The organism is Massilia sp. Mn16-1_5 (genome assembly GCF_004798585.1).
GTDB lineage: Bacteria > Pseudomonadota > Gammaproteobacteria > Burkholderiales > Burkholderiaceae_D > Telluria.
The window spans coordinates 112,588-133,850 of record NZ_PPXQ01000015.1; the positions used below are offsets into that span (position 1 = coordinate 112,588).

Here is a 21,263-nt window from a genome sequence, read left to right on the forward strand (position 1 = left end):
TAATTCCATTCCTCGCTTAAGTTGATGGTTGGGCAAACACACTCAGCTATAAGCAAAGGCTGTGCCAGCTCATCAAATCACTTTAAAATCAAGGACTTATGTAGTTTCCTTAGAGCATTTTAAACTCATGTGTAAAGTATGCCGACAGGATTTTTTTACAAAAAATTCTTATAGGAATTATAATACTTTTCGGAACTCAAACTTGGCCGAATTTAACATTTCTGGAAGTCAAAAAAGCTTTCCGGAAGAGGTGCCGCGCCAGCATGAACGGCGGCATGCGTAACCAATTTCCGCGAATAAACAACATGCCGTCCGACAGCGGCGTCAGCGGGCCGGCACAACTGGGGTGCATCGGGCGCAGCGCGCGCGTGAATAAGGCATCCATCAGCGCCAGCAAGGCGGAGTTCGGACGCCCTGCCTCGGCCGCCGCCATGGTCGCCGCCGGCACCGGCGTGCCGAGCAGGCGCGTGCAGTAGCGCAGCGCATAGAACAATGGCCGGGTCAGCTCCAGTTCGCGGGCTCGTAGCGGCAGCGCCGTCCAGAATCCCGGTTCATTCGCGCCGAAATGACACAGCAGGCGATGCAGGTCGAACAGGTCACGTAAGCCGTGGTCGTACTCGCCTTCGGAAAACAGGTGAACCGCGCTGTGCAACACCATGTCGCAGGGGGCCAGCACGAACAGGCCGGGCTGGTCCGGCAGCGGGCGGGCGGCGGCGCGCAGCAGGGCCGGATCCGGGCGCACGCGCGCCGTCTCCGGCAAAATCGCATGGTGCACGTCGATCGCGGTGCCGCGGCGCATGTGCTGCATCGGCGGCAGTTCGTGCATCCACTCGCGGTAATAGCGCTGGTCGTAGGCGTCGTGGTGGCTGGAAGCCCAGCCGTGCGCCATCAGCAGGCCCTCGACTTCATGCAAGCTGGCCTTCGGCACCAGGATGTCGACATCGGAGAACAGGCGCCCCGCCGCTGCCGGCAGCCCGGCGGCGACATACGCCGTTCCCTTTAATAAGATCAGCGGCAGGCCGGTCGTGCGCAGCGCATGCTGCACCTGGCGCACTTCGAAGCGCACGGCCTGGCCGTGGCGCTGCCAGCCCCTTCTCTCCCACTCCAGGCGGCGCTGCGCCCGCGGCGGCAGCGCCTGCAGCAGGCCGTGCTCCTCGGCCAGCAGGGCCAGCGTGGCGCCCAGGTCCGCGGCCACCGCCTGGCGCAGCAGCAGTTCCCATTCGGGCGCGCCCAGCTGCGCCATCGAAGGCGGCTGGCGCAGCACGCGGGTCAACAGCGGCAAGGCGGTCACCGGCGCTCTGCCAGGAGGCGTTCGAATACGGCCATGGCGTCGTCCAGCGCGCCGTAGCTGAAATCGAAGGTGCGGGTGGCGTCGATCAGGCGCGCCGCCGTCGCGAAACCGGCGGCGCCGAGCAGGCTGTAGTTAAAGGCGTTTTCCGCTAGGCGCAGATGGGCGCGCGCCTGCGGCACCGGCACCAGTTCGGCGGGGGCGCCGGCGTGCCATTGCGGGAACACGATCCAGGCCGGGCTGGCCGGCTCGTCCGCGCGCACGACACTCGCCTGGGGCGGGCGCATGTGGGCGACCGTCCCCTTCATCGTGTCGGCCACCGGCGGCGACAGCTGCGCCTGCGGGGCCCAGGCGCGGATCACGTCGATCGAGGCATTTTTCAGGCTGACCGGACGCGGCACCGGATCGATGCGGCCATCGCTTAGCCGCACCAGGGTCAGCTCGTCGGACAGCAGGCGCCAGCCGCGCGCCACCAGGGCCGCGCACAGGGTGCTTTTGCCGGAACCGGGGGGCGCCGGCAGGATCACGGCCGCGCCCTCCTTCTCGACCACGGCGGCGTGGATGACCAGCCAAGAGTGCGCATGGCTCGAGACGCACCAGTTCATCGCCCACTCGAACATCGGATAGAGCTGGGCCAGCGGCAGCGGCTGGAAGGGCTCCATCCCGTCGTAATGAAAAAAGACTTGCGGCTTGACCAGGCGCCGCAAGCCGCGCGGGCGGCGCAGCAGCACGTCGAAATCGGCGGGAACGTCGTCTTCCAGCACCGGGTAGTCGCCGTACATGCGCGCCAGGGCGACGCCGAGGGCCGGCACGCTGCTGCGGATGCAAGAGATGAACGGGCCGGTGCGCAGGCGCAGGCCGGGGCCGCGCAGGCGCGCGCTCAGCTCCGGTTGGCCAAGTGCGGCGACGGTCAGCATGAAAGGGCTTCGACCAGGAACAGGGCGCTAAGATCGTCCAGCACGGTCTGCAGCACGGCGTCCTCGTCCTGCGCATCGAGCTCGAAGGCGGCAGCCAGCTGCGCGGCAGCCTGCGGTCCCGCCTTGAGTTGTTCGAGCAATGCGAGGGCGAATTCATCGAGCAGATGGATATCGCCCGACAGATCGTTGTACAGCACGCATTCGCCATCCCAGCAACGGTACTGCAGGCGCTGGCCTGGGGCCAGGCGCCAGATCGGGGGACTTGTCATGCGCAGCGCATAGGTCTAGCGGAAGGTGCTCTCGAGATAGGCAGCGATGACCGCGCCATTCCACGGCATGGCACCCTTGGTCGGCGTGTAATAGCCGCGCGTGACGAACTGATTCCAGATCTCGACAACCTGATCGTCCGGCAGCACCGTCGGCAGGCCCGCGAAGCGCGCCGCACGCCCGTTCAGCAGGGCGGCTACGCACTGCATCGCCACGTTGTTGCGGTCGATCCTCTTGATGGCTTGCGAAGGATTGATCACCTGCATCATCGTCACGTTGGCCAAGCCGACGTAGGCGCCGGTACAGCGGAAGAAGCTGCTGAACTTGGCGCTGGAATCCATGCCTGCCGACGTCTTCCACTCGTCCGGATGGTTCTTCCAGTAACCGTGCGAACGATTGTAGCTGCACGACACCTGGGGACGCGCGCTCGCACCCGGCTTCATCGACATATAGCCCGACGGCGACTTGCACAGCGTCTTGCTGAAGGTGGCCATGCCGGGCTGGCTGTGCAGCGTCAGGATCACACCGGTGGCGCCGGCGCTGGCACGGGCAAAACGCCGCCGTGCCACACCTTTCGCGTCCAGCGGCGCGTGCGGCGTCGCCTGCGTATCAGCCGACAGGGGGGAATTGTTCTGTTGATCGTCCATAGCCACGGTTCCTCAATGCTTGAGAGTATGCCACACACATGTAGGCAAAGGGATATTTCCCAAAATAAGCAAGATACGGACCACGGCATGGTCCGTTGACTAAATGCAATACCGAATCAAGCACTTAGCCCGGTAATGTGCAGGTTTACCGTAAAAGGCAACGGCGCCTGCAGGCGCCGTTGTAAGAAAACCCGACAGTCTCTGCTTAGAAGAAGCTTTCCGGGATGACCAGGATATCGCCCGGACGCATCGGCATATTGGCCGAAATGTCGCCATCCTTGATCAGGTCATCGAGGCGCACATTCAGCTTTTCCTGCTTGCCGTCGACCATGCGGATGACGCTGGCGCGATTGCCGGAAGCGAATTCGGTGACGCCGCCGACGGCGATCAGCACGTCCATGAGCGACATGTCGCGGCGATACGGCAGTGCCTGCGGCTTGGCGGCCTGGCCGATCACGCGGATCTGCTCGCCGTAGTTGCCGACGAAGCCGGTAACGACAACGGTGACAACCGGCTGCTGGATGAACTTGGCCAGCGCCTTCTCGATGTCGCGCGCCAGTTCGGTCGAGGTTTTGCCGGCGGCCGGCAGGTCTTCGACCAGCGGGGTCGTGATCTTGCCGTCCGGACGGACAGGCACCGACATCGACACTTCCGGATTGCGCCAGACGATAATGTTGACGGCATCGCCCGGGCCGATCAGGTAGTCGGCCGGCGCGGCCCCTGCCATCGCTGCCGCCGAAGGCGCAGCCGGCTTGTTCCACAATGCGCAGCCGGATACGGCCAGGGCGCAGGCGGTTGCCAAGGCCAGTTTCGTCAGATTCGTCATGATCTTGCTCACGTCATTCCCCTTCACGACAGCAGCGACCGGCAAAGCCAGGCTGTTGTTACCAAATTAAAAATTGTTGTTTAGCTAGCAAACTCCGCCAGATTGTATATCAATCGTGCTTTTACGAAAGGTGTGCACGATTGAAATGTTTTCTTTTCACTTTTGCTGCAACAGTTCCTGCACGTAGCGGGACGGGATTGCGTAGCTGATACCGCTGGGACTGGTGATCGCCGATTCCTTCAAGCCTTTGACGAACACCATATTGATGACGCCGAGCACGGCGCCGCTCTCGGCATCGTAGACCGGGCTGCCGCTGTTGCCCGGATACGCCGTGCCGTCGAGCTGGAAGATGTGCAGGGGATCGCGTTGCAGCTGGGTGATCGCGCGTGCGTCGAGGCGGCGCGAACTGAGCGAGGGCATGACGATCGGCGTGATCGCCGACAGCGTGGCGCGGTGGGTCACGTGGTTCAGGCCGAGCACCATCCCGAGCGGGAAACCGGTAAATGCCAGCGCCTGCCCCTCGACGGCGCCGCGCGAATCGCCCAGGGTCAGCACCGGCAGCGGCGGACCGCTTTCCAGGCGCAGGTGGGCCAGGTCATGCGCGCGGTCGAGCGCGGCCAGGCGCGCCGGCCGGAAACGGAAATCCTGGCCGGCGCCGACCACGACGCCCAGCTGTTCCATCTTGCCGGCATCCAGGTTACTGGGCACGACGTGGGCGTTCGTGATGATGCTCAGGCCGTCGCCGACGGCGAAGCCGGTACCCGAGAACACGACCGCGGGGCTGCGCGTCTTGAGAAAAGTGCCGACCCCGACGATCGACGGCTTGACCGCGGCGATGGTGGCCGGGAGCTTATTGGCAGCCGCCGGCAGGGCTGTCAGGCAGGTCGCCAGGGCCGTACAGACAGCCAGCAATAGGCGCCGTCCTACAGACTTAGCGGCTTTACATTCATTATTTCGAATAGGAATCAATCGTGCAGGCCCTTTTGCAAATTAAACATTACAATACAACGGCTTGATGTTAAGCAAAGCCGCCGTCACGGACCCGATGACGACGATATGCTCCTCACCTCATTCTTGACGAAGTGCAACATTTTTCCCAGCAGTTGCTTGTCGGTTGGCAATAATAACCCCGATAAGACGCCTGGACAGGGAAATTCGGAATTGCAGTCTGGAATTTGTGTTGTAACGGATGCTAAGAAGCGCCCTTTATTAGCACAATTTTCCGACACGCAATTGCAATTGCACAAACTACAAGCGATGATGCGTGTTCTTTTGTGATTATTTGTGCCTGGCTGCGCGCCGGGCGAACATGGCGAGACTGAGATGGCAGAAATAACAGCCCAAATCCTGAATTTCCTCAAGGCCCTCGGCAAGTACCGGTGGCATGCAGTGACCATCGCCTGGCTGGTGGCACTGATTGGCTGGGCGATCGTGCTCCGCTTGCCGAACCAGTATGAAACCTCGGCCCGCGTCTACGTTGACACCCAGAGCATCCTGAAACCCCTGCTGTCGGGCATGACCACCCTGCCGAATCTCGACCAGCAGGTGATGTTCATGCGCCAGACCCTGATCAGCCGCCCGAACGTCGAAAAAGTGATGCGCGATACCGATCTCGACGTCAAGGCGGCAAGCACGGCCGAGAAGGAAGCGATGATCGACGATCTGACGAAGAAGATCAAAATCGCCGGCACGGAACGCGACGACATCTACACGATCAGCTACACCTCGACCGATCCAAAGCTGGGCAAGGACGTGGTCCAGTCGCTGCTGACGATCTTCGTGGAAGGCAGCTTCGGCGGCAAGAAGCAGGAATCGGACAAGGCGGTCCAGTTCATCGACGACCAGATCAAGAGCTACGAAGAGAAGCTGGCCACGGCCGAGAACGCCCTGAAGGAATTCAAGATCAAGAATATGGGCCTGCTGCCGCGCGAAGGCGGCGACTGGAGCGCCCGTGTCTCGGCCGCCAACGACTCGCTGAGCCAGGCACGCCTGGAACTGGCCGAAGCCGAACAGTCGCGCAACGCGATCCGCCGCCGCATGACCGGCGGTGGCAGCAAGGAAGGCGGCGGCATGGTCGATCCGGAACTCGAAGCCCGCATCGCCACCGCGCAGAAGAACCTGGACAACCTGCGCCTGCAATACACCGAGCAGCATCCGGACATCATCGCCACCAAGCGCCTGGTCGAGCAGCTGCAGGCGCAAAAGAAGGAAGAGATCAAGAAAGGCCGCCCGGACCCGGGCATCGCCGCCAGCCCGATGATGCAGCAGCTGAGCGTGTCGCTGTCGGATGCCGAATCGCGCGTTGCCGCCCTGCGTGCCCGCGTCGGCGAGTACCAGGCGCGCGTGACCACGCTGCGTAACCAGAGCCAGACGGCGCCGGAAGTCGAGGCCCAGCTGGTGCAGCTGAACCGCGACTACAACGTCAACCGCGAGAACTACCAGCAGCTGCTGCAGCGCCGTGAGCAGGCCAAGCTGTCCGGCGACCTGTCCTCGGCCACCGACATGCTGACTTTCCGCGTGGTCGAGCCGCCGATGGCCGCCACCAAGCCGAGCGGCCCGAACCGCGTGGCACTGTTCTCCGGCGTGTTCTTCCTGGCCCTGGCGGCCGGCCTGATCGGCGCCTTCCTGCTGAGCCAGGTGCGCCCGACCTTCCTCAGCCATGCCGCGCTGCGTGAAGTCACCGGCGTACCGGTGCTGGGATCGATCAACATGCACTGGACCGAAGGCCAGAAAGCCATGCGCAAGCGCCGTCTGCTCGGCGTGGGTGCCGCAGTGCTGCTGCTGGTCGGCGCCTATGGCGTCGGCGTAGCCACGATGCTGGCGCGCGCCAGCGCCAGCGCCTGACCGGCGCCGCGCGCCGTAACGGACAATATTAGGAGCGAACGTGAGCATTATCGAAAAAGCGGCCAGCCGCATTGACCACACCCGCGCAGCGGCACCCGCCCCTGCCGTCGTCGAACATGATGGCCAGAGCGTCGTCCTCGAAACGCAAGGCCTGGCGGCGCAAGCCCCGGCTCCCGCGGTGCAACCGGCAATCGCGCCAGTCGTGCCACCTGCCGACCAGCCGACGCCAGCCGCACCGGCGGCGCGTGTCGAGACCCCGCACACCGCCACGCCGGGCGTTGCGCCCCCACGTAGCGAAGCCCCGGCTGCCGCGCCACGCAAGACGGCAGCGAAGCCAGGCGTACGTAAAGTCGATCTCGATCTGGCACGCATGCGCGACGCCGGCATGGTCACCGCCGCCAGCGGCCGTACCAGCCTGCTGGAAGACTTCCGCGTCATCAAGCGCCCGCTGCTCAAGCGCGCCTTCAGCGAAGGCGCGCCGGGCCGCCCGAACAACCTGATCATGATCACCAGCTCGCTGCCGGGCGAAGGCAAGACGTATTGCGCGATCAACCTGGCCATGAGCATTGCCATGGAACTCGACCACACCGTGCTGCTGGTCGATGCCGACGTCGCCCGTCCGTCGGTGCTGCGCACTCTCGGCCTGCCGGCCCAGCGCGGCCTGATGGACATCCTCATCGACGACAAGCTCGATCTGTCGGACGTCATGCTGCGCACGAATGTCGATACCCTGAGCATCCTGCCGGCCGGCACCAGCACGCCGCGCGCTACCGAACTGCTGGCCAGTTCGACCATGAGCAACCTGGTCAACGAAATCGCGCACCGCTATCCGGACCGCGTCATCATTTTCGATTCGCCGCCGCTGCTGCTGACCAGCGAAGCGCGCGTGCTGGCCAGCCACATGGGCCAGATCGTGATGGTGGTCGAAGCCCAGGGCACGACCCAGCATGCGGTCAAGGAATCGCTGCGCCAGCTCGAGGGCTGCAGCAATGTCAATCTCATCTACAACAAGGCGCGGGACATCCCGGGGATCGAAGAGACGTATGACTATCACTACGGCTAAACGAATTCCTGCGCGAATCCCTGCACGCCTGGCGCCACTGGCGGCGCTGCTGCTGGTAGCGCTGCCGGCCCAGGCCCAGTGGAACATCACTCCATCGCTGTCGCTGACCGAAACCTATTCGGACAATCCGACCCTGTCCAGCGACGCCAACAAGCGCGGCCAGTTCATTACCGAAGTCATGCCGGCGATCCAGGTGTATGGCCAGAACACGCGCGTTCAGGTCAACGCCAGCGCGAGCGCCTCGCTCTACAACTACAGCGAAGGCAGGCCCACCAATGCCCGCCGCAGCAATGTCCAGTACAACGGCGCCGGCCGTCTGAAGGTCATCGACGAATTCATGTACGTCGACGCGCGCGCCAACGGCAGTTCGCGTGCCGTCTCGGCCTTCGGCCCGGACGATACGGGCACCAACCGCTTTACCAGGGAGAACCGCACCCAGCTGAACACCTGGAGCGTCAGCCCCTACCTGGTCCGGCGTTTCGGCAACTTCGCCGCCGGGACCTTGCGCTACACGCATGACAGCGTGGAAGCCGACGATGCCCGTTTCGGCAAGAGCGACTCCGACGGCATCGCCTTCAACCTGAACAGCGGACGCGCCTGGCGCGACCTCGGCTGGAACCTGCGCTATACGCGCCAGGATGTCGACATGGAACGCTTCGGCGAATCCTCGTCGGAAAACGCCCTGGCCGGTCTGAGCTACCGCCTGCACCGTACCCTGCAGCTCACCGTCACGGGCGGTTACGACGTCTACGACTATGGCGACTTCGGCGGACGCACCTCCGGCGCCAGCTGGTCAGCCGGTTTCGCGTGGAACCCGACCGTGCGCACTGCCGTCCAGATGTCGGCCGGACGCCACTTCCTCGGCAACACCGGCTCGCTGCTGGCCACGCACCGCAGCCGCCACACGGCCTGGCGCGCCAGTTATTCCGACTCGGTGACGACGACGCGCCGGGAATACGCGCAGGGCCAGGAAATCGATACCGCCTCGCTGCTCGACAGCCTGTTCGCGCTGACCTATCCGGACCCGGTGGCGCGGCGCCAGGCGGTCGACGACTACATCCGGCTGGCCGGCCTGCCGCCGGTCACCGGCGAGCAGATCAACTTCCTGACGAACCGCTACTTCCGCCAGAAGCTGGCGCAAGCCTCGGTCGCCTACAACATGCGCCAGCACGGCGCGGTGCTGACCCTGTTCGCCGACCAGCGCGTCGCACTGTCCTCGGGCACGGCCGACAGCGAGCTGCTCGGCAACCAGCTGTTCGACCTGAACGACAACGTGCGCCAGGCCGGCGCCAGCGCCGCGTACAGCTACAAGATGAATGCGCGCACCAGCGCCACGGTCGCGCTGACGGCGACGCACTCCGAGTCCCGGAGCGCCAGCCTCAACCGCGACCAGCAGAACCTGCGCCTGAACCTGACGCGCCGTTTCAGCCGCAAGCTGCTCGGCGTCGTGGAACTGCGCCACGTGCGCGGCGAGCGCGGCTTCGACAATACGACTTACAAAGAAAACGCAATCAGCGCCACCATCACGGCCCAGCTCTAAGCGGAGAGACACGATGTACGAACAGTTCTATGGATTGACCGCCAAACCCTTCCAGCTGCGCCCGGACCCGCACTTCTTCTTCGGCAGCAAGGGCCACAAGCGCGCGATGGCCTATCTCGAATACGGCCTTTCGCAAGGCGAAGGTTTTATCGTCGTCACCGGCGAAGTCGGTGCGGGTAAAACCACCCTGGTACGCAACCTGTTTAATAAACTGCCGTCGGACCAGATCGTCGCCGCCCACATCGTCAACACCCACCTCGATCCGGACGACACCCTGCGCATGGTGGTCTCGGCCTTCGGTTTGCCTTACGAAGGTGCGAGCAAGACCGACCTGCTGACCCGTCTGGAACAGTTCCTGCACACGGTCGACCGCCAGGGCAAGCGCGCCCTGTTAGTCATCGACGAGGCGCAGAACCTGAACCCGAAGACGGTCGAGGAACTGCGCATGCTGTCGAACTTCCAGACCGACGACAAGTCGCTGCTGCAGACCTTCCTGCTCGGCCAGCCCGAGTTCCGCGGCACCCTGCACAGCCCCAGCATGCAGCAGCTGCGCCAGCGCGTCATCGCCAGCTACCACCTGGGACCGATGGATGCGCCGGAAACGCGCGCCTACATCGAGCACCGCCTGCACACGGTCGGCTGGAACGGCGACCCTTCCTTTGATGACGGCGCCCACGCCGCCATCTACGCCTACACCGGCGGCATCCCGCGCAAGACCAATACCCTGCTCGACCGCGTGCTGCTGATGGGCTACCTGGAAGAGCTGCACGCCTTCAACGAGGGCCACATCCAGACCGTGATCGCCGACCTCAGCGAAGAATTCCAGTTGCCGGACGTGATGGGCACGCCGGCCGCGAATGCCGTCGCCGGCCTCGACGACCCGCTGCTGGCCGAGCGCCGCGACAGCGTCGAAGTGCTCGACGAACGCATGATGCGCCTCGAGAAATCGATCGTCTCGGTGCTGTCGATCCTCAAGAAGATCGTCGCCACGCCGCCGAACGGCGTCGCCGCCAACCAACACGTGGATACCCAGGAATGAAGATGCAGACTCCCGCAGCCCGGCCGCAGCGCCAGCCGGGCGAGCGTATTCGCAACGCGATGACCTGCGACGTCGAGGATTACTTCCAGGTCTCGGCCTTCGCCCCCTACATCAGCCGCGACAGCTGGCCGTCGCGCGAATGCCGCGTCGAAGCCAACGTCGAGCGCATCCTGGCGCTGTTCGACAAGAACGACGTCAAAGGCACCTTCTTCACGCTCGGCTGGATCGCGGAACGCTATCCGCAGATGGTGCGCCGCATCGTCGCCGCCGGCCATGAACTGGCCAGCCACGGCTACGGCCACCTGCGCGCCTCCGACCAGAGCCGCGCCGAATTCGACAACGACATCCGCAGCGCGAAAGCCTTGTTGGAAGATATCGGCGGCCAGCAGGTGCTCGGCTACCGCGCTCCGAGCTTCTCGATCGGCCACGGCAACCTGTGGGCGCTCGATGCGCTGACGGAAGCGGGCTATCGCTACAGCTCGAGCATCTACCCGATCCAGCATGACCACTACGGCATGCCGGACGCGCCCCGTTTCGCCTTCTATCCGAACGGTCCGGACGGCCTGCTGGAGATCCCGATCACCACCGCGATGCTGGGCAATCGTAAACTGCCGGCCGGCGGCGGCGGCTACTTCCGCCTGCTGCCCTACGCGCTGTCGCGCTGGATGGTCAAGCGCGTCAACGAGATGGACAAGGAGCCGGCGCTGTTTTACTTCCACCCGTGGGAAGTCGACCCGGGCCAGCCGCGTCCCGAAGGTCTCGGCGCCAAGGCGCGCTTCCGCCACTACATCAACATCGAGCGCATGGAAGGGCGCATTGCCGCCCTCGCCCGCGATTTCGCGTGGGACCGGATGGACCGCATTTTCCTGAGCAAGCCATGAATTCGATCATCGAGGGCGCGCTGCAGCGCCAGCAGGCCGCGGCCTTTGAGGCGGCCAAGCCGGACCTGCTGCTGCTGGTGCACCGCATCCCCTACCCGCCGAACAAGGGCGACAAGATCCGCTCGTACAACCTGCTGAAGCACCTGGCAAGCAAGTACCGCGTCCACCTCGCCACGTTTGTGGACGACGCCGACGACTGGCAGCATGTGCCGGCGGTCGAGGCGATGTGCGCCAGCAGCGTGTTCGTGAAGCTCGACCCGTTCAAGGGCAAGCTGCGCAGCGCGAAGGCGCTGGCCATGGGCAAGTCGCTGTCGATCGAGTACTACCGCGACGCCGAGATGAAACGCTGGATCGCGCGCACCATGCGCCAGAAGGGCATCGCGCGCGTGATGACCTTCTGCTCGGTGATGGCGCAATATGCGGAAGACTTCCCGGCCGCGCGCCGCGTCATCGACTTCTGCGACGTCGACTCCGACAAGTGGCGCCAGTACGCCGAAAAGAAGAAGTGGCCGATGAGCTGGGTGTACCGCCACGAGGCGAAGAGCCTGCTCGACTACGAGCGCAAGATCGCCGACACCTTCGACGCCTCGCTGTTCGTCTCCGAGCCCGAGGCCGAGCTGTTCCGCACCCTAGCGCCGGAAAACCGCAACAAGATCGGCCATTTCAGCAACGGCGTCGACACCGATTATTTCAGCCCCTTGCGCAGCTACGACGATCCGTTCGCGGCAGGAGAACAGGCGCTGGTCTTCACCGGCGCGATGGACTACTGGCCGAACATCGACGCGGTCAAATGGTTCGCCGAGCACGTGCTGCCGCGCGTGCGCGCCGCCGTCCCAGGCGCGCGCTTCTACATCGTCGGCTCGCGCCCCGCGCCCGAGGTCCAGGCTTTGGCGGGTGACGCCATCGCCGTCACCGGCACCGTGCCCGACGTGCGTCCGTATCTGGCCCATTGCAGCGCCGCGGTCGCGCCGCTGCGCATCGCGCGCGGCATCCAGAACAAGGTGCTCGAGGCGATGGCGATGGGCCGTCCGGTCGTCGCATCCCAGCAGGCCTTCGAGGGCATCGACGCCACCCCGGGCCGCGAACTGATCGTGGCCGACGCGCCGGAACAGTACGCGGACAGCGTGATCGCCCTGCTGCGCAATCCGGATCCGGCCATGGGCCAGGCCGCGCGCGCCAGCGTCGAGCGCCGCTACAGCTGGTCGGCCCACCTGTCCCCGATCGAAACGAGGTTCGAATGCTGATGAACGAACAGCCGGCCCTGCTTGGTGCCGGTCCGCAAGGCCTGTCGGTGCCCCGTATCGCCGTCATCGTCGGCGCCTTCGTGGCGCTGCTTCTGCTCTACTGGGGCACGGCCGCCTCGATGGTCTCGGTCTGGAACAGCTCCGAAACCTTCGCCCACGGCTACGCCATCCTGCCGATCAGCCTCTGGCTGATCTGGCGCCGGCGCGAGGTCTTCAGCCGCATCCCGGCCGCACCCTGGTGGCCGGCGCTGGGCCTGCTCGCCCTGTGCGGCGCCGGCTGGCTGCTGGCGCGCGCGGGCGAAGTGCAGGTCGTGATGCAGTACGCCTTCGTTGCCATGTTCCCGGCCCTGGCCCTGGCGCTGCTGGGCCGCCAACTGGCCGGCGCGCTCGCCTTCCCGCTGCTGTTCCTGCTGTTCGCGGTGCCCTTCGGCGAAGTCTTCGTCCAGCCCCTGATCAACTTCACGGCCGACTTCACGGTCGCCCTGGTGCGCGCCACCGGCATTCCGGTCCTGCGCAACGGCACCATGTTCGAACTCCCGACCGGCAACTGGTCGGTGGTCGAAGCTTGCAGCGGCGTGCGCTACCTGATTTCCTCCATCACCCTCGGCTGCCTGTATGCCTACCTCAGCTACCGCTCGCTGAAGCGCCGGGTGCTGTTCATCGGCCTGTCGATCATCGTGCCGATCATCGCCAACGGCTTGCGCGCCTACATGATCGTGATGATCGGCCACACCAGCGACATGGCGCTGGCGACCGGCGTTGACCACCTGATCTACGGCTGGCTGTTCTTCGGCCTGGTGATGTTCATCATGTTCTGGATCGGCAGCTACTGGCGTGAGGACGAGGCCGTCCCCGCTCCCGCCGCTTCAGCCGCTGCCGCCCGCAGTGCTGCCGCCCTGCCCGTGCGTCCACTCACCGGCGTGGCGATCGCCGCCGTGCTGGTGTGCGCGCTGTGGCCGGCACTGGGTGCCGTGAGCGACAAGGCGGCGCACAATCCGGCGCCCGTGCAGTTGACTGGCGCGCGCCTGGCGACGCCGGCCAGCGGCCCGGCGGCCTGGAATCCGGAATTCATGACGCCCGACGCCTCCCTGGCCGGCAAGTACATGGCCGCCGGCGCACCGGTGCACCTGAACGTGCTGTACTACCGCAACCAGGGACCCGATAAACGCCTGATCAGCTCCGTCAACCGGGTCGACAACCGCAAGGCCGACTTCCGCCAGATCGGCTCGACCCTGCGCCAGGAAGACGTCCAGGGCCAGCCGCTGGCGGTGCGCGAAACCCGGGTCAAGGGTCCGGACGGCACCAACTACCTGGTCTGGCACTGGACCTGGGTCGACGGCGCCTTTACCGCCAACGACTACGTCGGCAAGCTGCGCCAGGCGCGCGCCAAGCTGATGATGCATGGCGACGACGGCGCCGCCGTGCTGGTCGCGACGCCGATCGGCGAGCAGCCCGAAAACGCGCGCGTGGTCTTGCGCAGCTTCCTGGCGGCGAACCTGGCGCCACTGCAGGCAAGCCTCGAGGCGGCACGGGGGCGCTAAGGCATGGCTGTCACGAAGCTCCACCCGGTGCCGGCCCCGCTGGTCGTGCACCTGATCTACCGGCTCGACTTCGGCGGGCTGGAAACGCTGCTGGTCGACTGCATCAACCACATGCCGCCCGAGCGCTACCGCCACGCGATCGTCTGCCTGACCGACTACACGGCTTTCGCCGACAAGATCACGGCGCCGAACGTGGCGCTGTACGCCCTGCACAAGCAGCCGGGCCTGGGCCTGGGCATCCACGCCAGACTGTTCAAGCTGCTGCGCGAACTGCGCCCGGCCGTGCTGCACACCTATAATTTCGCCTGCGCCGAATACGCCGTCCCGGCCTGGGCCGCCGGCGTGCCGGTGCGCATCCACGCCGAGCACGGACGCGACGCCAGCGACCCGCAGGGTTTGAACCGCAAGCACAATTTTCTGCGGCGCGCACTGGTCCCCTTCATCGACCGCTATGTGCCGGTCTCGCACGACCTGGCGCGCTGGCTGGGCCAGGTGGTCAGGATCCCGGCGCCGAAGCTGGAACTGATCATGAACGGTGTCGACACCGAGCGCTTCGCACCAGGCCTGCCGGCCGCCGCCACGCCCTGGACCGATGCACCCTTCGTCATCGGCACCGTCGGGCGCCTGCAAGACGTAAAAGACCAGGCGAGCCTGATCGACGCCTTTGCTCTGCTGTGCGCGGCTCGGCCAGCCCTGCGTGCGACAATGCGCCTGGCGATCGTCGGCGACGGCCCGCTGCGTGCACGGCTGGAACAGAAAGCTGAACAGGCCGGCGTGGCGGACCTGGTGTGGTTCCCTGGTGCGCGCAACGACATCCCCGAACTGATGCGCAGCTTCGACCTGTTCACCCTGTCCTCGATCGCCGAAGGCACGCCGGTCACCCTGCTGGAAGCGATGGCCTGCGGCCTGCCGGTGGTCGCGACCCGCGTCGGCGGCATCCCGGAAGTGGTGCAGGAAGGCGTCAGCGGCGCACTGGTCCCGGCGTCCAACCCGCAGGCGCTGGCCGACGCGCTGGCCGCCTATGTGGACGACCCGGCGCGCGTTGCCGCCCACGGCGCGGCCGCACGTGAAAAAATCGAACGCCATTACAGCGTTGCAGCCATGGTCGGCGCCTACACGGCGCTCTACGACCAGCTCTGCAACACCAAGACAAACCCTAGAGAAATCACCCAACCATGTGCGGAATCGTAGGCATTTTTGACCCGCGCGGCATGCGCGCATTCGATCGCGACGCCCTCGTGCGGATGAACCAGACCCAGTTCCACCGCGGCCCCGTCGAAGGCGACGTCTACCTCGAGCCCGGCGTCGGCTTCGGCCACCGCCGCCTGTCGATCATCGACCTGGCCGCCGGCCAGCAGCCGCTGTTCAACGCAGACCGCTCGGTCGTCACCGTGTTCAATGGCGAGATCTACAACTTCCGCGAACTGACGGCGGAACTGAGCGCCCTCGGCTACAAATTCGCCACCAAGTCCGATACCGAGACCATCGTCCACGCCTGGGAAGAATGGGGAGAAGACTGCGTCAAGCACCTGCGCGGCATGTTCGCCTTCGCCATCTGGGACCGCAACAAGCAGACCTTCTTCGTCGCACGCGACCATCTCGGCATCAAGCCGCTGCACTACGCCTTCCTGCCGGACGGCACCTTCGTGTTCGGCTCGGAACTGAAATCCCTGCTGTCCTTCCCGGAACTGCCGCGCGTGATCGAGCCGCGCGCCGTCGAGGAATATTTTGCATATGGCTACGTTCCGGAGCCGCGCACCATTTTCAAGGACGCCTTTAAACTCGAACCGGGCTATTCTCTGACCCTGAAGGTCGGCGCCAACGCGCAAAGTGTGAAGCCGAAACGCTGGTGGGACGTGCCGTTTACCCCGCACGCGCCGATGTCCGAACAGCAGATGGAAGAAGAGCTGATCGTGCGCCTGCGCGAAGCGGTCGAGAGCCAGCTGGAAGCCGAGGTGCCGCTGGGCGCCTTCCTGTCCGGCGGCGTCGACTCGAGCGCGATCGTGGCCATGATGGCCGGCCTGAACAAGGGTCCGGTGAACACCTGCTCGATCGCCTTCAACGACCCGGCCTTCGACGAATCGACCTATGCGCGCCAGGTAGCCGAGCGCTATAAAACCAACCACCAGTGCGACACCGTGGACAAGGACGACTACGGCCTGGTCGACCTGCTGGCCGGCCTGTACGACGAGCCCTATGCCGACAGCTCGGCGATTCCGACCTACCGCGTGTGCGAACTGGCCCGCAAGCGTGTCACGGTCGCGCTGTCGGGCGACGGCGGCGACGAGAACTTTGCCGGCTACCGCCGCTACCGCATGGCGATGGGCGAACAGCAGGTGCGCTCGATGCTGCCGCTGGCCCTACGCAAACCCGTGTTCGGCTTCCTGGGTAAAGCCTATCCGAAGGCCGACTGGGCGCCGCGCATCTTCCGCGCCAAGACTACCTTCGAGGCGCTGGCGCGCGACCTGGTCGACGGTTACTTCCACGGCGTGTCGATCCTGGTCGACCGCGTGCGCGACCAGTTGTTCTCGCCGAGCTTCCGCAGCCAGCTGCAGGGCTACCGCGCGGTCGAGGTGATGCGCGGCCATGCAGCCAACGCCCCGACCGACGATCCGCTCTCGATCACCCAGTACGTCGACATGAAGACTTACCTGCCCGGCGACATTCTCACCAAGGTCGACCGCGCCAGCATGGCGCACGCGCTGGAGGTGCGGGTGCCGCTGCTGGATCACAAGTTCGTCGAATGGGTTTCCGGCCTGCCGTCCTCGTGCAAGCTGCGCAACGGCGAAGGCAAGCACATTTTCAAGAAGGCGCTGCAGCCCTACTTGTCGGACGACATCCTGTACCGCAAGAAGATGGGCTTCTCGATTCCGCTCGCGTCCTGGCTGCGCGGCCCGCTGCGCGAGGCCATGAAGGCGGCCGTGCTCAATCCCCTGCTGCTCGATACCGGCATCTTCAACCAGCGTTACCTGCAGCAGATGATCGACGAGCACCTGGCCGGCACCAAGGACCACAGCACCGCCCTGTGGGCCGTGCTGATGTTCGAAGCCTTCCTGCGCAAGAACGGCGCCGACAGCGCCAGCGTGGCCGCGCCGCTGATCGCCAGCGCCGCATAACGAGCATTCAAGAATTCGGAGTATTCACTACCATGCGTGTCCTTCACGTCCTCGACCACTCGATCCCGCTGCACAGCGGCTATACCTTCCGCACCGCCTCGATCCTGCGCGAGCAGCGCGCGCTCGGCTGGGAGACCTTCCACGTGACCGGCTCCAAGCACCAGGGCGGCAACGACCTGCGTGAAGAAACGGCCGACGGCCTGCACTTTTATCGCACCGCCAAATCGCAAGGGGCAATGGCGAAACTGCCGGTCCTGAACCAGCTGGAAGTGATCCAGGGCCTGGAAAAGCGCTTGAGTGAAATCATCCCGCAAATCAAGCCGGACGTATTGCACGCGCACTCGCCTTGCCTGAACGGGATCGCCGCCATCCGCGCCGGCCGCAAGTTCGGCATCCCGGTCGTGTATGAAGTGCGCGCCTTCTGGGAAGACGCCGCGGTCGACCACGGCACCAGCACGGAAAACGGCCTGCGTTATAAACTGACGCGCGGCCTGGAAACCTATGCTTTGAAACGCGCAGACGCCGTCACCACCATTTGCGAAGGCCTGCGCCGCGACATCGTCGAGCGCGGCATCCCGGCCAATAAAGTCACGGTGATCCCGAACGCGGTCGACATCGACAAGTTCGCCGTCGGCGGCGAAGCCGACCAGGACCTGAAACGCCAGCTCGGCCTGCAGGGCCACCGCCTGATCGGATTTATCGGCTCCTTCTACGCCTACGAAGGCCTGGACGTGCTGCTGCGCGCGGTGCCGGCGCTGGTCGCGCGCGCGCCCGACCTGCGCGTGCTGCTGGTCGGCGGCGGTCCGCAGGACGCCAATCTGCGCCAGCTGGCCAAGGATTTACATATCGCCGACAAGGTCGTGTTCACCGGCCGCGTGCCGCACGACCAGGTGCAGAAGTACTACGACCTGCTCGACGTGCTGGTTTATCCGCGCCAGTCGATGCGCCTGACCGACCTTGTGACGCCATTAAAACCGCTGGAAGCGATGGCGCAGGGCCGCATCCTGGCCGCGTCCAGCGTCGGCGGCCACCGCGAGCTGATCACCGACGGCAAGACCGGCATCCTGTTCGCGCCGGACGATCCGGCCGCGCTGGCGAATAAAGTCGGCGACCTGCTCGACGCCCAGTCGACCTGGCCGGCGCTGCGCCTGGCCGGCCGCGAATACGTGGAAGTCGAACGCAACTGGCCGGTGAGCGTGGCGCGCTACAAGAACATCTACGGCCAGCTGACCGGTACGAAGTTGAAAGCTGCATGAAGATCCTGACCTTCAGCACGCTGTTCCCGAACAGCGAGAAACCGGGCCACGGCATTTTCGTGGAGACGCGCCTGCGCCACCTGGTCGCCAGCGGTGAAGTCGACGCGCGCGTCGTGGCGCCGGTGCCCTGGTTCCCCTCGACCAACCCGCGCTTCGGTAACTACGCCCGATTCGCCAAGGCGCCGCGCCACGAGGTGCGCCACGGGATCCAGGTGGCGCACCCGCGCTTTCCGGTGATCCCGAAGGTCGGCATGAACCTGTCGCCGCTGCTGCTGGCGCAGGCGGCGAAGCCGGCCATCGCGCGCCTGCTCGACGAGGGTTTCGATTTCGACCTGATCGACGCCCATTACTTTTATCCTGACGGCGTGGCCGCCGCCATGCTGGCGCGCACCTTCAACAAGCCGCTGGTGATCACCGCGCGCGGCTCCGACATCACCCTGTTCCCGCATTATCCGCTGCCGCGCCGCATGATCACCTGGGCGGCAAAGCGCGCCGACGCCGTGATCACGGTCTGCAATGCGCTGCGCGACGAAGTGGTGGCGCTCGGGATCGATGCCGACCGCGTGGTCTCGCTGAGGAACGGCGTCGACTTGAACCTGTTCCGGCCGATCGAGCGCACGCCGAACGCCATGTTCACCCTGTTCGCGGTGGGCCACCTGGTGCCGGTCAAGGCCCAGGACCTGGTCATCGGCGCCCTGCCCCTGCTGCCGGGCGTGCGCCTGGTGCTGGCCGGCGACGGGCCGGACCGATCGAAACTCGAGACGCTGGCACGCGAGCTGGGCGTCAGCGATCGTGTGACCTTCCTCGGCGCGGTGCCGCAGGCACAGCTGCGCGGCCATTACGGCGCCGCCGACGCGCTGGTGCTGTCGTCGAGCCGCGAAGGCTGGGCCAACGTGCTGCTGGAATCGATGGCCTGCGGCACCCCGGTCGTGGCCAGCCGAGTCTACGGCACGCCCGAGGTCGTGGCATCGCCCGACGCCGGTGTGCTGATGGCCGAGCGCAGCTACCAGGGCGTGGCCGACGCCGTCAACGCATTGCGCGCCAACTACCCCGACCGCGGCGCGACCCGCCGCTACGCCGAACGCTTCAGCTGGGACGACACCACCGACGGTCAGCTGCGCCTGTTCGAGCAGGTCCTGGCGCGGCGCGCCGGCGCGCTGGCGCTGGCCCAAACTTGACAACGGATGGACTGACACAATGGAATCTCTACTCTGGGCCATGGATATCGTCGCGGTGACGTATCTCTGCCTGTGGGCACTCAGGACGGAAAAGCGCCGCGAAAAGGAAGACAAGGAGCGCGCGGCCGCGCAGGCAGCGCGGGAGGACAAGCATGCGTGACCTGTTTTTCCTGGCGCTGTTGCCGGTGATGCTGTACGCGATGGCGCAGCGCCCCTTCATCGCCGTCGGCATGTGGGTCTGGACCGCGCTGTTCTTCCCCAACGCCTGGGTGTACGGGATTGCCGGGCACATCCGCTACAACCTGCTGTTCACCGCGGTGGCGATCGTCGGCTACCTGTTCTACAAGCACAAGCCGAAGGTCGAGCTGGGAGCGATCGGCGGCTTCGCGCTGGCGTTCTTCCTGTGGACCATCGGCAGTACGCTGACCACCATCGGCCGCCCCGACATCGCGCTCGACTACTGGATCCGCTTTTTCAAGGTGTTCATGCTGTTCCTGTTCGTGGTCTTGGCCATCAAGGACAAGCTGCACGTCGACTTCGTACTGTGGTGCCTGATGCTGTCGGTGGGTTTCTATGCCGACATCGAAAGCGCGAAATTCATCGTCTCCGGCGGCGGCCACAAGATCGTCGGCCTGCCCGGCCACGTGCTGGGCGACCGTAACGAACTGGCGCTGGCCTTCGTGATGACGCTGCCTATCGCCTATTACCTGCTGGGCGAATACGGCAAGCGTTCGCGCCTGCTGCAACTAGGTTTGCTGGGCACGATGGCGGCACTGGTGATCGGCGTGATCGGCACCGCTTCGCGCGGTGGCTTCGTGGCGCTGGCAGCGCTGGGTGTCTACATGGTCTACAAGAGCGAGCGCAAGCTGCTGTTCAGCGTGCTGATCGCCGTCCTGGTCATCGGCCTGACTCCCTATATCTCGGAAGAGTACACGCAGCGTCTCGACACTATCGGCGCGGCCGACGAGGACTCCTCGTTCATGACCCGCGTCGTCTCCTGGAAGCTGTCCTTCATCATGGCTACGCACCACCCGTTCTTCGGCGGCGGCTTCAAGTCACTCGAGTACTTCCCGGTCTGGAATTCGCTGTCGCGCGAATTCTTCTCCTACCCCTGGTTCTATACCGGCAGCGCCCTGCCCAACCTCCAGGTCGGCCGCGCGGCGCACAGCGTCTACTTCCAGGTGCTGGGCGAACAGGGCTTCGTCGGTCTGGCGCTCTACCTGGGTCTCCTGGTCACCGCCTTCTTCAAAGCCGGCGCCATCGTGCGCCAGGCGCGCCGCGCCGGCGCGCCTGCCTGGCTGCGCAACCTCGGAACCATGCTGCAGCTGAGCGTGTTTGCGTTTGCCCTCGGCGGCGCCGCACTCAGCTTTGCCTACGTCGACCTGATCTTCTGCCTGTTCGGCCTGATCGTCGTGGTGGAAAAGCGCCTGCTGCCGGCCACGCTGCGGCAGATGGCCGAGACGGGCGCGCTGCCGCAGACGGCCGTGACGGCCGGGGCGGGCGCGGTGGTCGAGCCGACCCCGCTGCTCGCCAAGACCGGCACGCGCCAGCCGCAGCAGGGCTGACGCGGCCGTGCTTGCCGCGTTTCTTCACACGATTCTGCGTGGCAAGCGCTA

At 65.3% G+C, this 21,263-nt stretch carries 18 protein-coding genes; 12 read left to right on the top strand and 6 right to left on the bottom strand.

The window, feature by feature from the left end; genetic code table 11:
* Positions 1–196: 196 nt before the first annotated feature.
* From C2862_RS18365 to C2862_RS18390, 6 genes are all read right to left on the bottom strand, one after another.
* A complete protein-coding gene (locus C2862_RS18365) occupies positions 197–1,291 on the bottom strand; it encodes a nucleotidyltransferase family protein (RefSeq protein WP_210736053.1) in 1,095 nt (364 codons plus the stop codon).
* A complete protein-coding gene (locus C2862_RS18370; protein ID WP_136221576.1) occupies positions 1,288–2,205 on the bottom strand; it encodes an HprK-related kinase A in 918 nt (305 codons plus the stop codon). Before C2862_RS18370 ends, C2862_RS18365 begins: the two co-directional genes overlap by 4 nt.
* Positions 2,199–2,474: an HPr-rel-A system PqqD family peptide chaperone gene (locus C2862_RS18375; RefSeq protein WP_136221577.1), complete on the bottom strand. Its 276-nt coding sequence runs from the start codon at positions 2,472–2,474 to the stop codon at positions 2,199–2,201. Before C2862_RS18375 ends, C2862_RS18370 begins: the two co-directional genes overlap by 7 nt.
* 15 nt (positions 2,475–2,489) lie before the next feature.
* A complete protein-coding gene (locus C2862_RS18380; RefSeq protein WP_136221578.1) occupies positions 2,490–3,119 on the bottom strand; it encodes a hypothetical protein in 630 nt (209 codons plus the stop codon).
* 205 nt (positions 3,120–3,324) lie between these two features.
* Positions 3,325–3,945, bottom strand: coding sequence for an XrtA/PEP-CTERM system exopolysaccharide export protein (locus tag C2862_RS18385; RefSeq protein ID WP_136221628.1), 621 nt, complete (start codon positions 3,943–3,945; stop codon positions 3,325–3,327).
* 156 nt (positions 3,946–4,101) lie between these two features.
* Positions 4,102–4,857, bottom strand: a complete 756-nt coding sequence (locus C2862_RS18390; protein ID WP_210736056.1) for a serine protease — start codon at positions 4,855–4,857, stop codon at positions 4,102–4,104.
* 411 nt (positions 4,858–5,268) lie between these two features.
* Here C2862_RS18390 and C2862_RS18395 point away from each other — a divergent pair, with 411 nt between their 5' ends.
* From C2862_RS18395 to C2862_RS18450, 12 genes are all read left to right on the top strand, one after another.
* A complete protein-coding gene (locus C2862_RS18395; RefSeq protein WP_136221579.1) occupies positions 5,269–6,789 on the top strand; it encodes an XrtA system polysaccharide chain length determinant in 1,521 nt (506 codons plus the stop codon).
* A 40-nt stretch (positions 6,790–6,829) separates the two neighbouring features.
* Positions 6,830–7,852 (top strand): XrtA-associated tyrosine autokinase, encoded by a 1,023-nt coding sequence (locus C2862_RS18400; protein WP_136221580.1) that lies wholly within the window; start codon positions 6,830–6,832, stop codon positions 7,850–7,852.
* Complete coding sequence (locus C2862_RS18405; RefSeq protein ID WP_168710106.1) at positions 7,833–9,392, top strand: TIGR03016 family PEP-CTERM system-associated outer membrane protein; 1,560 nt, start codon at positions 7,833–7,835, stop codon at positions 9,390–9,392. The genes C2862_RS18400 and C2862_RS18405 overlap by 20 nt, the downstream gene beginning before the upstream one ends.
* Positions 9,393–9,405: 13 nt before the next feature.
* Entirely contained in the window at positions 9,406–10,431 is a 1,026-nt protein-coding gene (locus tag C2862_RS18410) for an XrtA/PEP-CTERM system-associated ATPase (protein WP_136221582.1), read from the top strand.
* Positions 10,428–11,312 (top strand): XrtA system polysaccharide deacetylase, encoded by an 885-nt coding sequence (locus C2862_RS18415; RefSeq protein ID WP_136221583.1) that lies wholly within the window; start codon positions 10,428–10,430, stop codon positions 11,310–11,312. Before C2862_RS18410 ends, C2862_RS18415 begins: the two co-directional genes overlap by 4 nt.
* Positions 11,309–12,556: a TIGR03087 family PEP-CTERM/XrtA system glycosyltransferase gene (locus C2862_RS18420; protein WP_136221584.1), complete on the top strand. Its 1,248-nt coding sequence runs from the start codon at positions 11,309–11,311 to the stop codon at positions 12,554–12,556. Before C2862_RS18415 ends, C2862_RS18420 begins: the two co-directional genes overlap by 4 nt.
* Positions 12,550–14,097 carry an exosortase A gene (gene xrtA, locus C2862_RS18425; RefSeq protein ID WP_136221585.1) on the top strand — a complete coding sequence of 516 codons (1,548 nt, stop codon included), beginning with the start codon at positions 12,550–12,552 and terminating at the stop codon, positions 14,095–14,097. Before C2862_RS18420 ends, xrtA begins: the two co-directional genes overlap by 7 nt.
* Positions 14,098–14,100: 3 nt before the next feature.
* Positions 14,101–15,288, top strand: coding sequence for a TIGR03088 family PEP-CTERM/XrtA system glycosyltransferase (locus tag C2862_RS18430; RefSeq protein ID WP_136221586.1), 1,188 nt, complete (start codon positions 14,101–14,103; stop codon positions 15,286–15,288).
* Positions 15,273–17,213 carry an XrtA/PEP-CTERM system amidotransferase gene (locus C2862_RS18435; protein WP_136221587.1) on the top strand — a complete coding sequence of 647 codons (1,941 nt, stop codon included), beginning with the start codon at positions 15,273–15,275 and terminating at the stop codon, positions 17,211–17,213. The genes C2862_RS18430 and C2862_RS18435 overlap by 16 nt, the downstream gene beginning before the upstream one ends.
* A gap of 32 nt (positions 17,214–17,245) precedes the next feature.
* Complete coding sequence (locus tag C2862_RS18440) at positions 17,246–18,469, top strand: TIGR04063 family PEP-CTERM/XrtA system glycosyltransferase (RefSeq protein WP_136221588.1); 1,224 nt, start codon at positions 17,246–17,248, stop codon at positions 18,467–18,469.
* The gene (locus C2862_RS18445) at positions 18,466–19,647 is read left to right on the top strand and encodes a glycosyltransferase family 4 protein (RefSeq protein WP_136221589.1); all 1,182 of its coding nucleotides are present in this window, start codon (positions 18,466–18,468) and stop codon (positions 19,645–19,647) included. Before C2862_RS18440 ends, C2862_RS18445 begins: the two co-directional genes overlap by 4 nt.
* Before the next feature lie 152 nt (positions 19,648–19,799).
* Positions 19,800–21,212 (top strand): putative O-glycosylation ligase, exosortase A system-associated, encoded by a 1,413-nt coding sequence (locus tag C2862_RS18450; protein WP_136221590.1) that lies wholly within the window; start codon positions 19,800–19,802, stop codon positions 21,210–21,212.
* Positions 21,213–21,263: the final 51 nt, after the last annotated feature.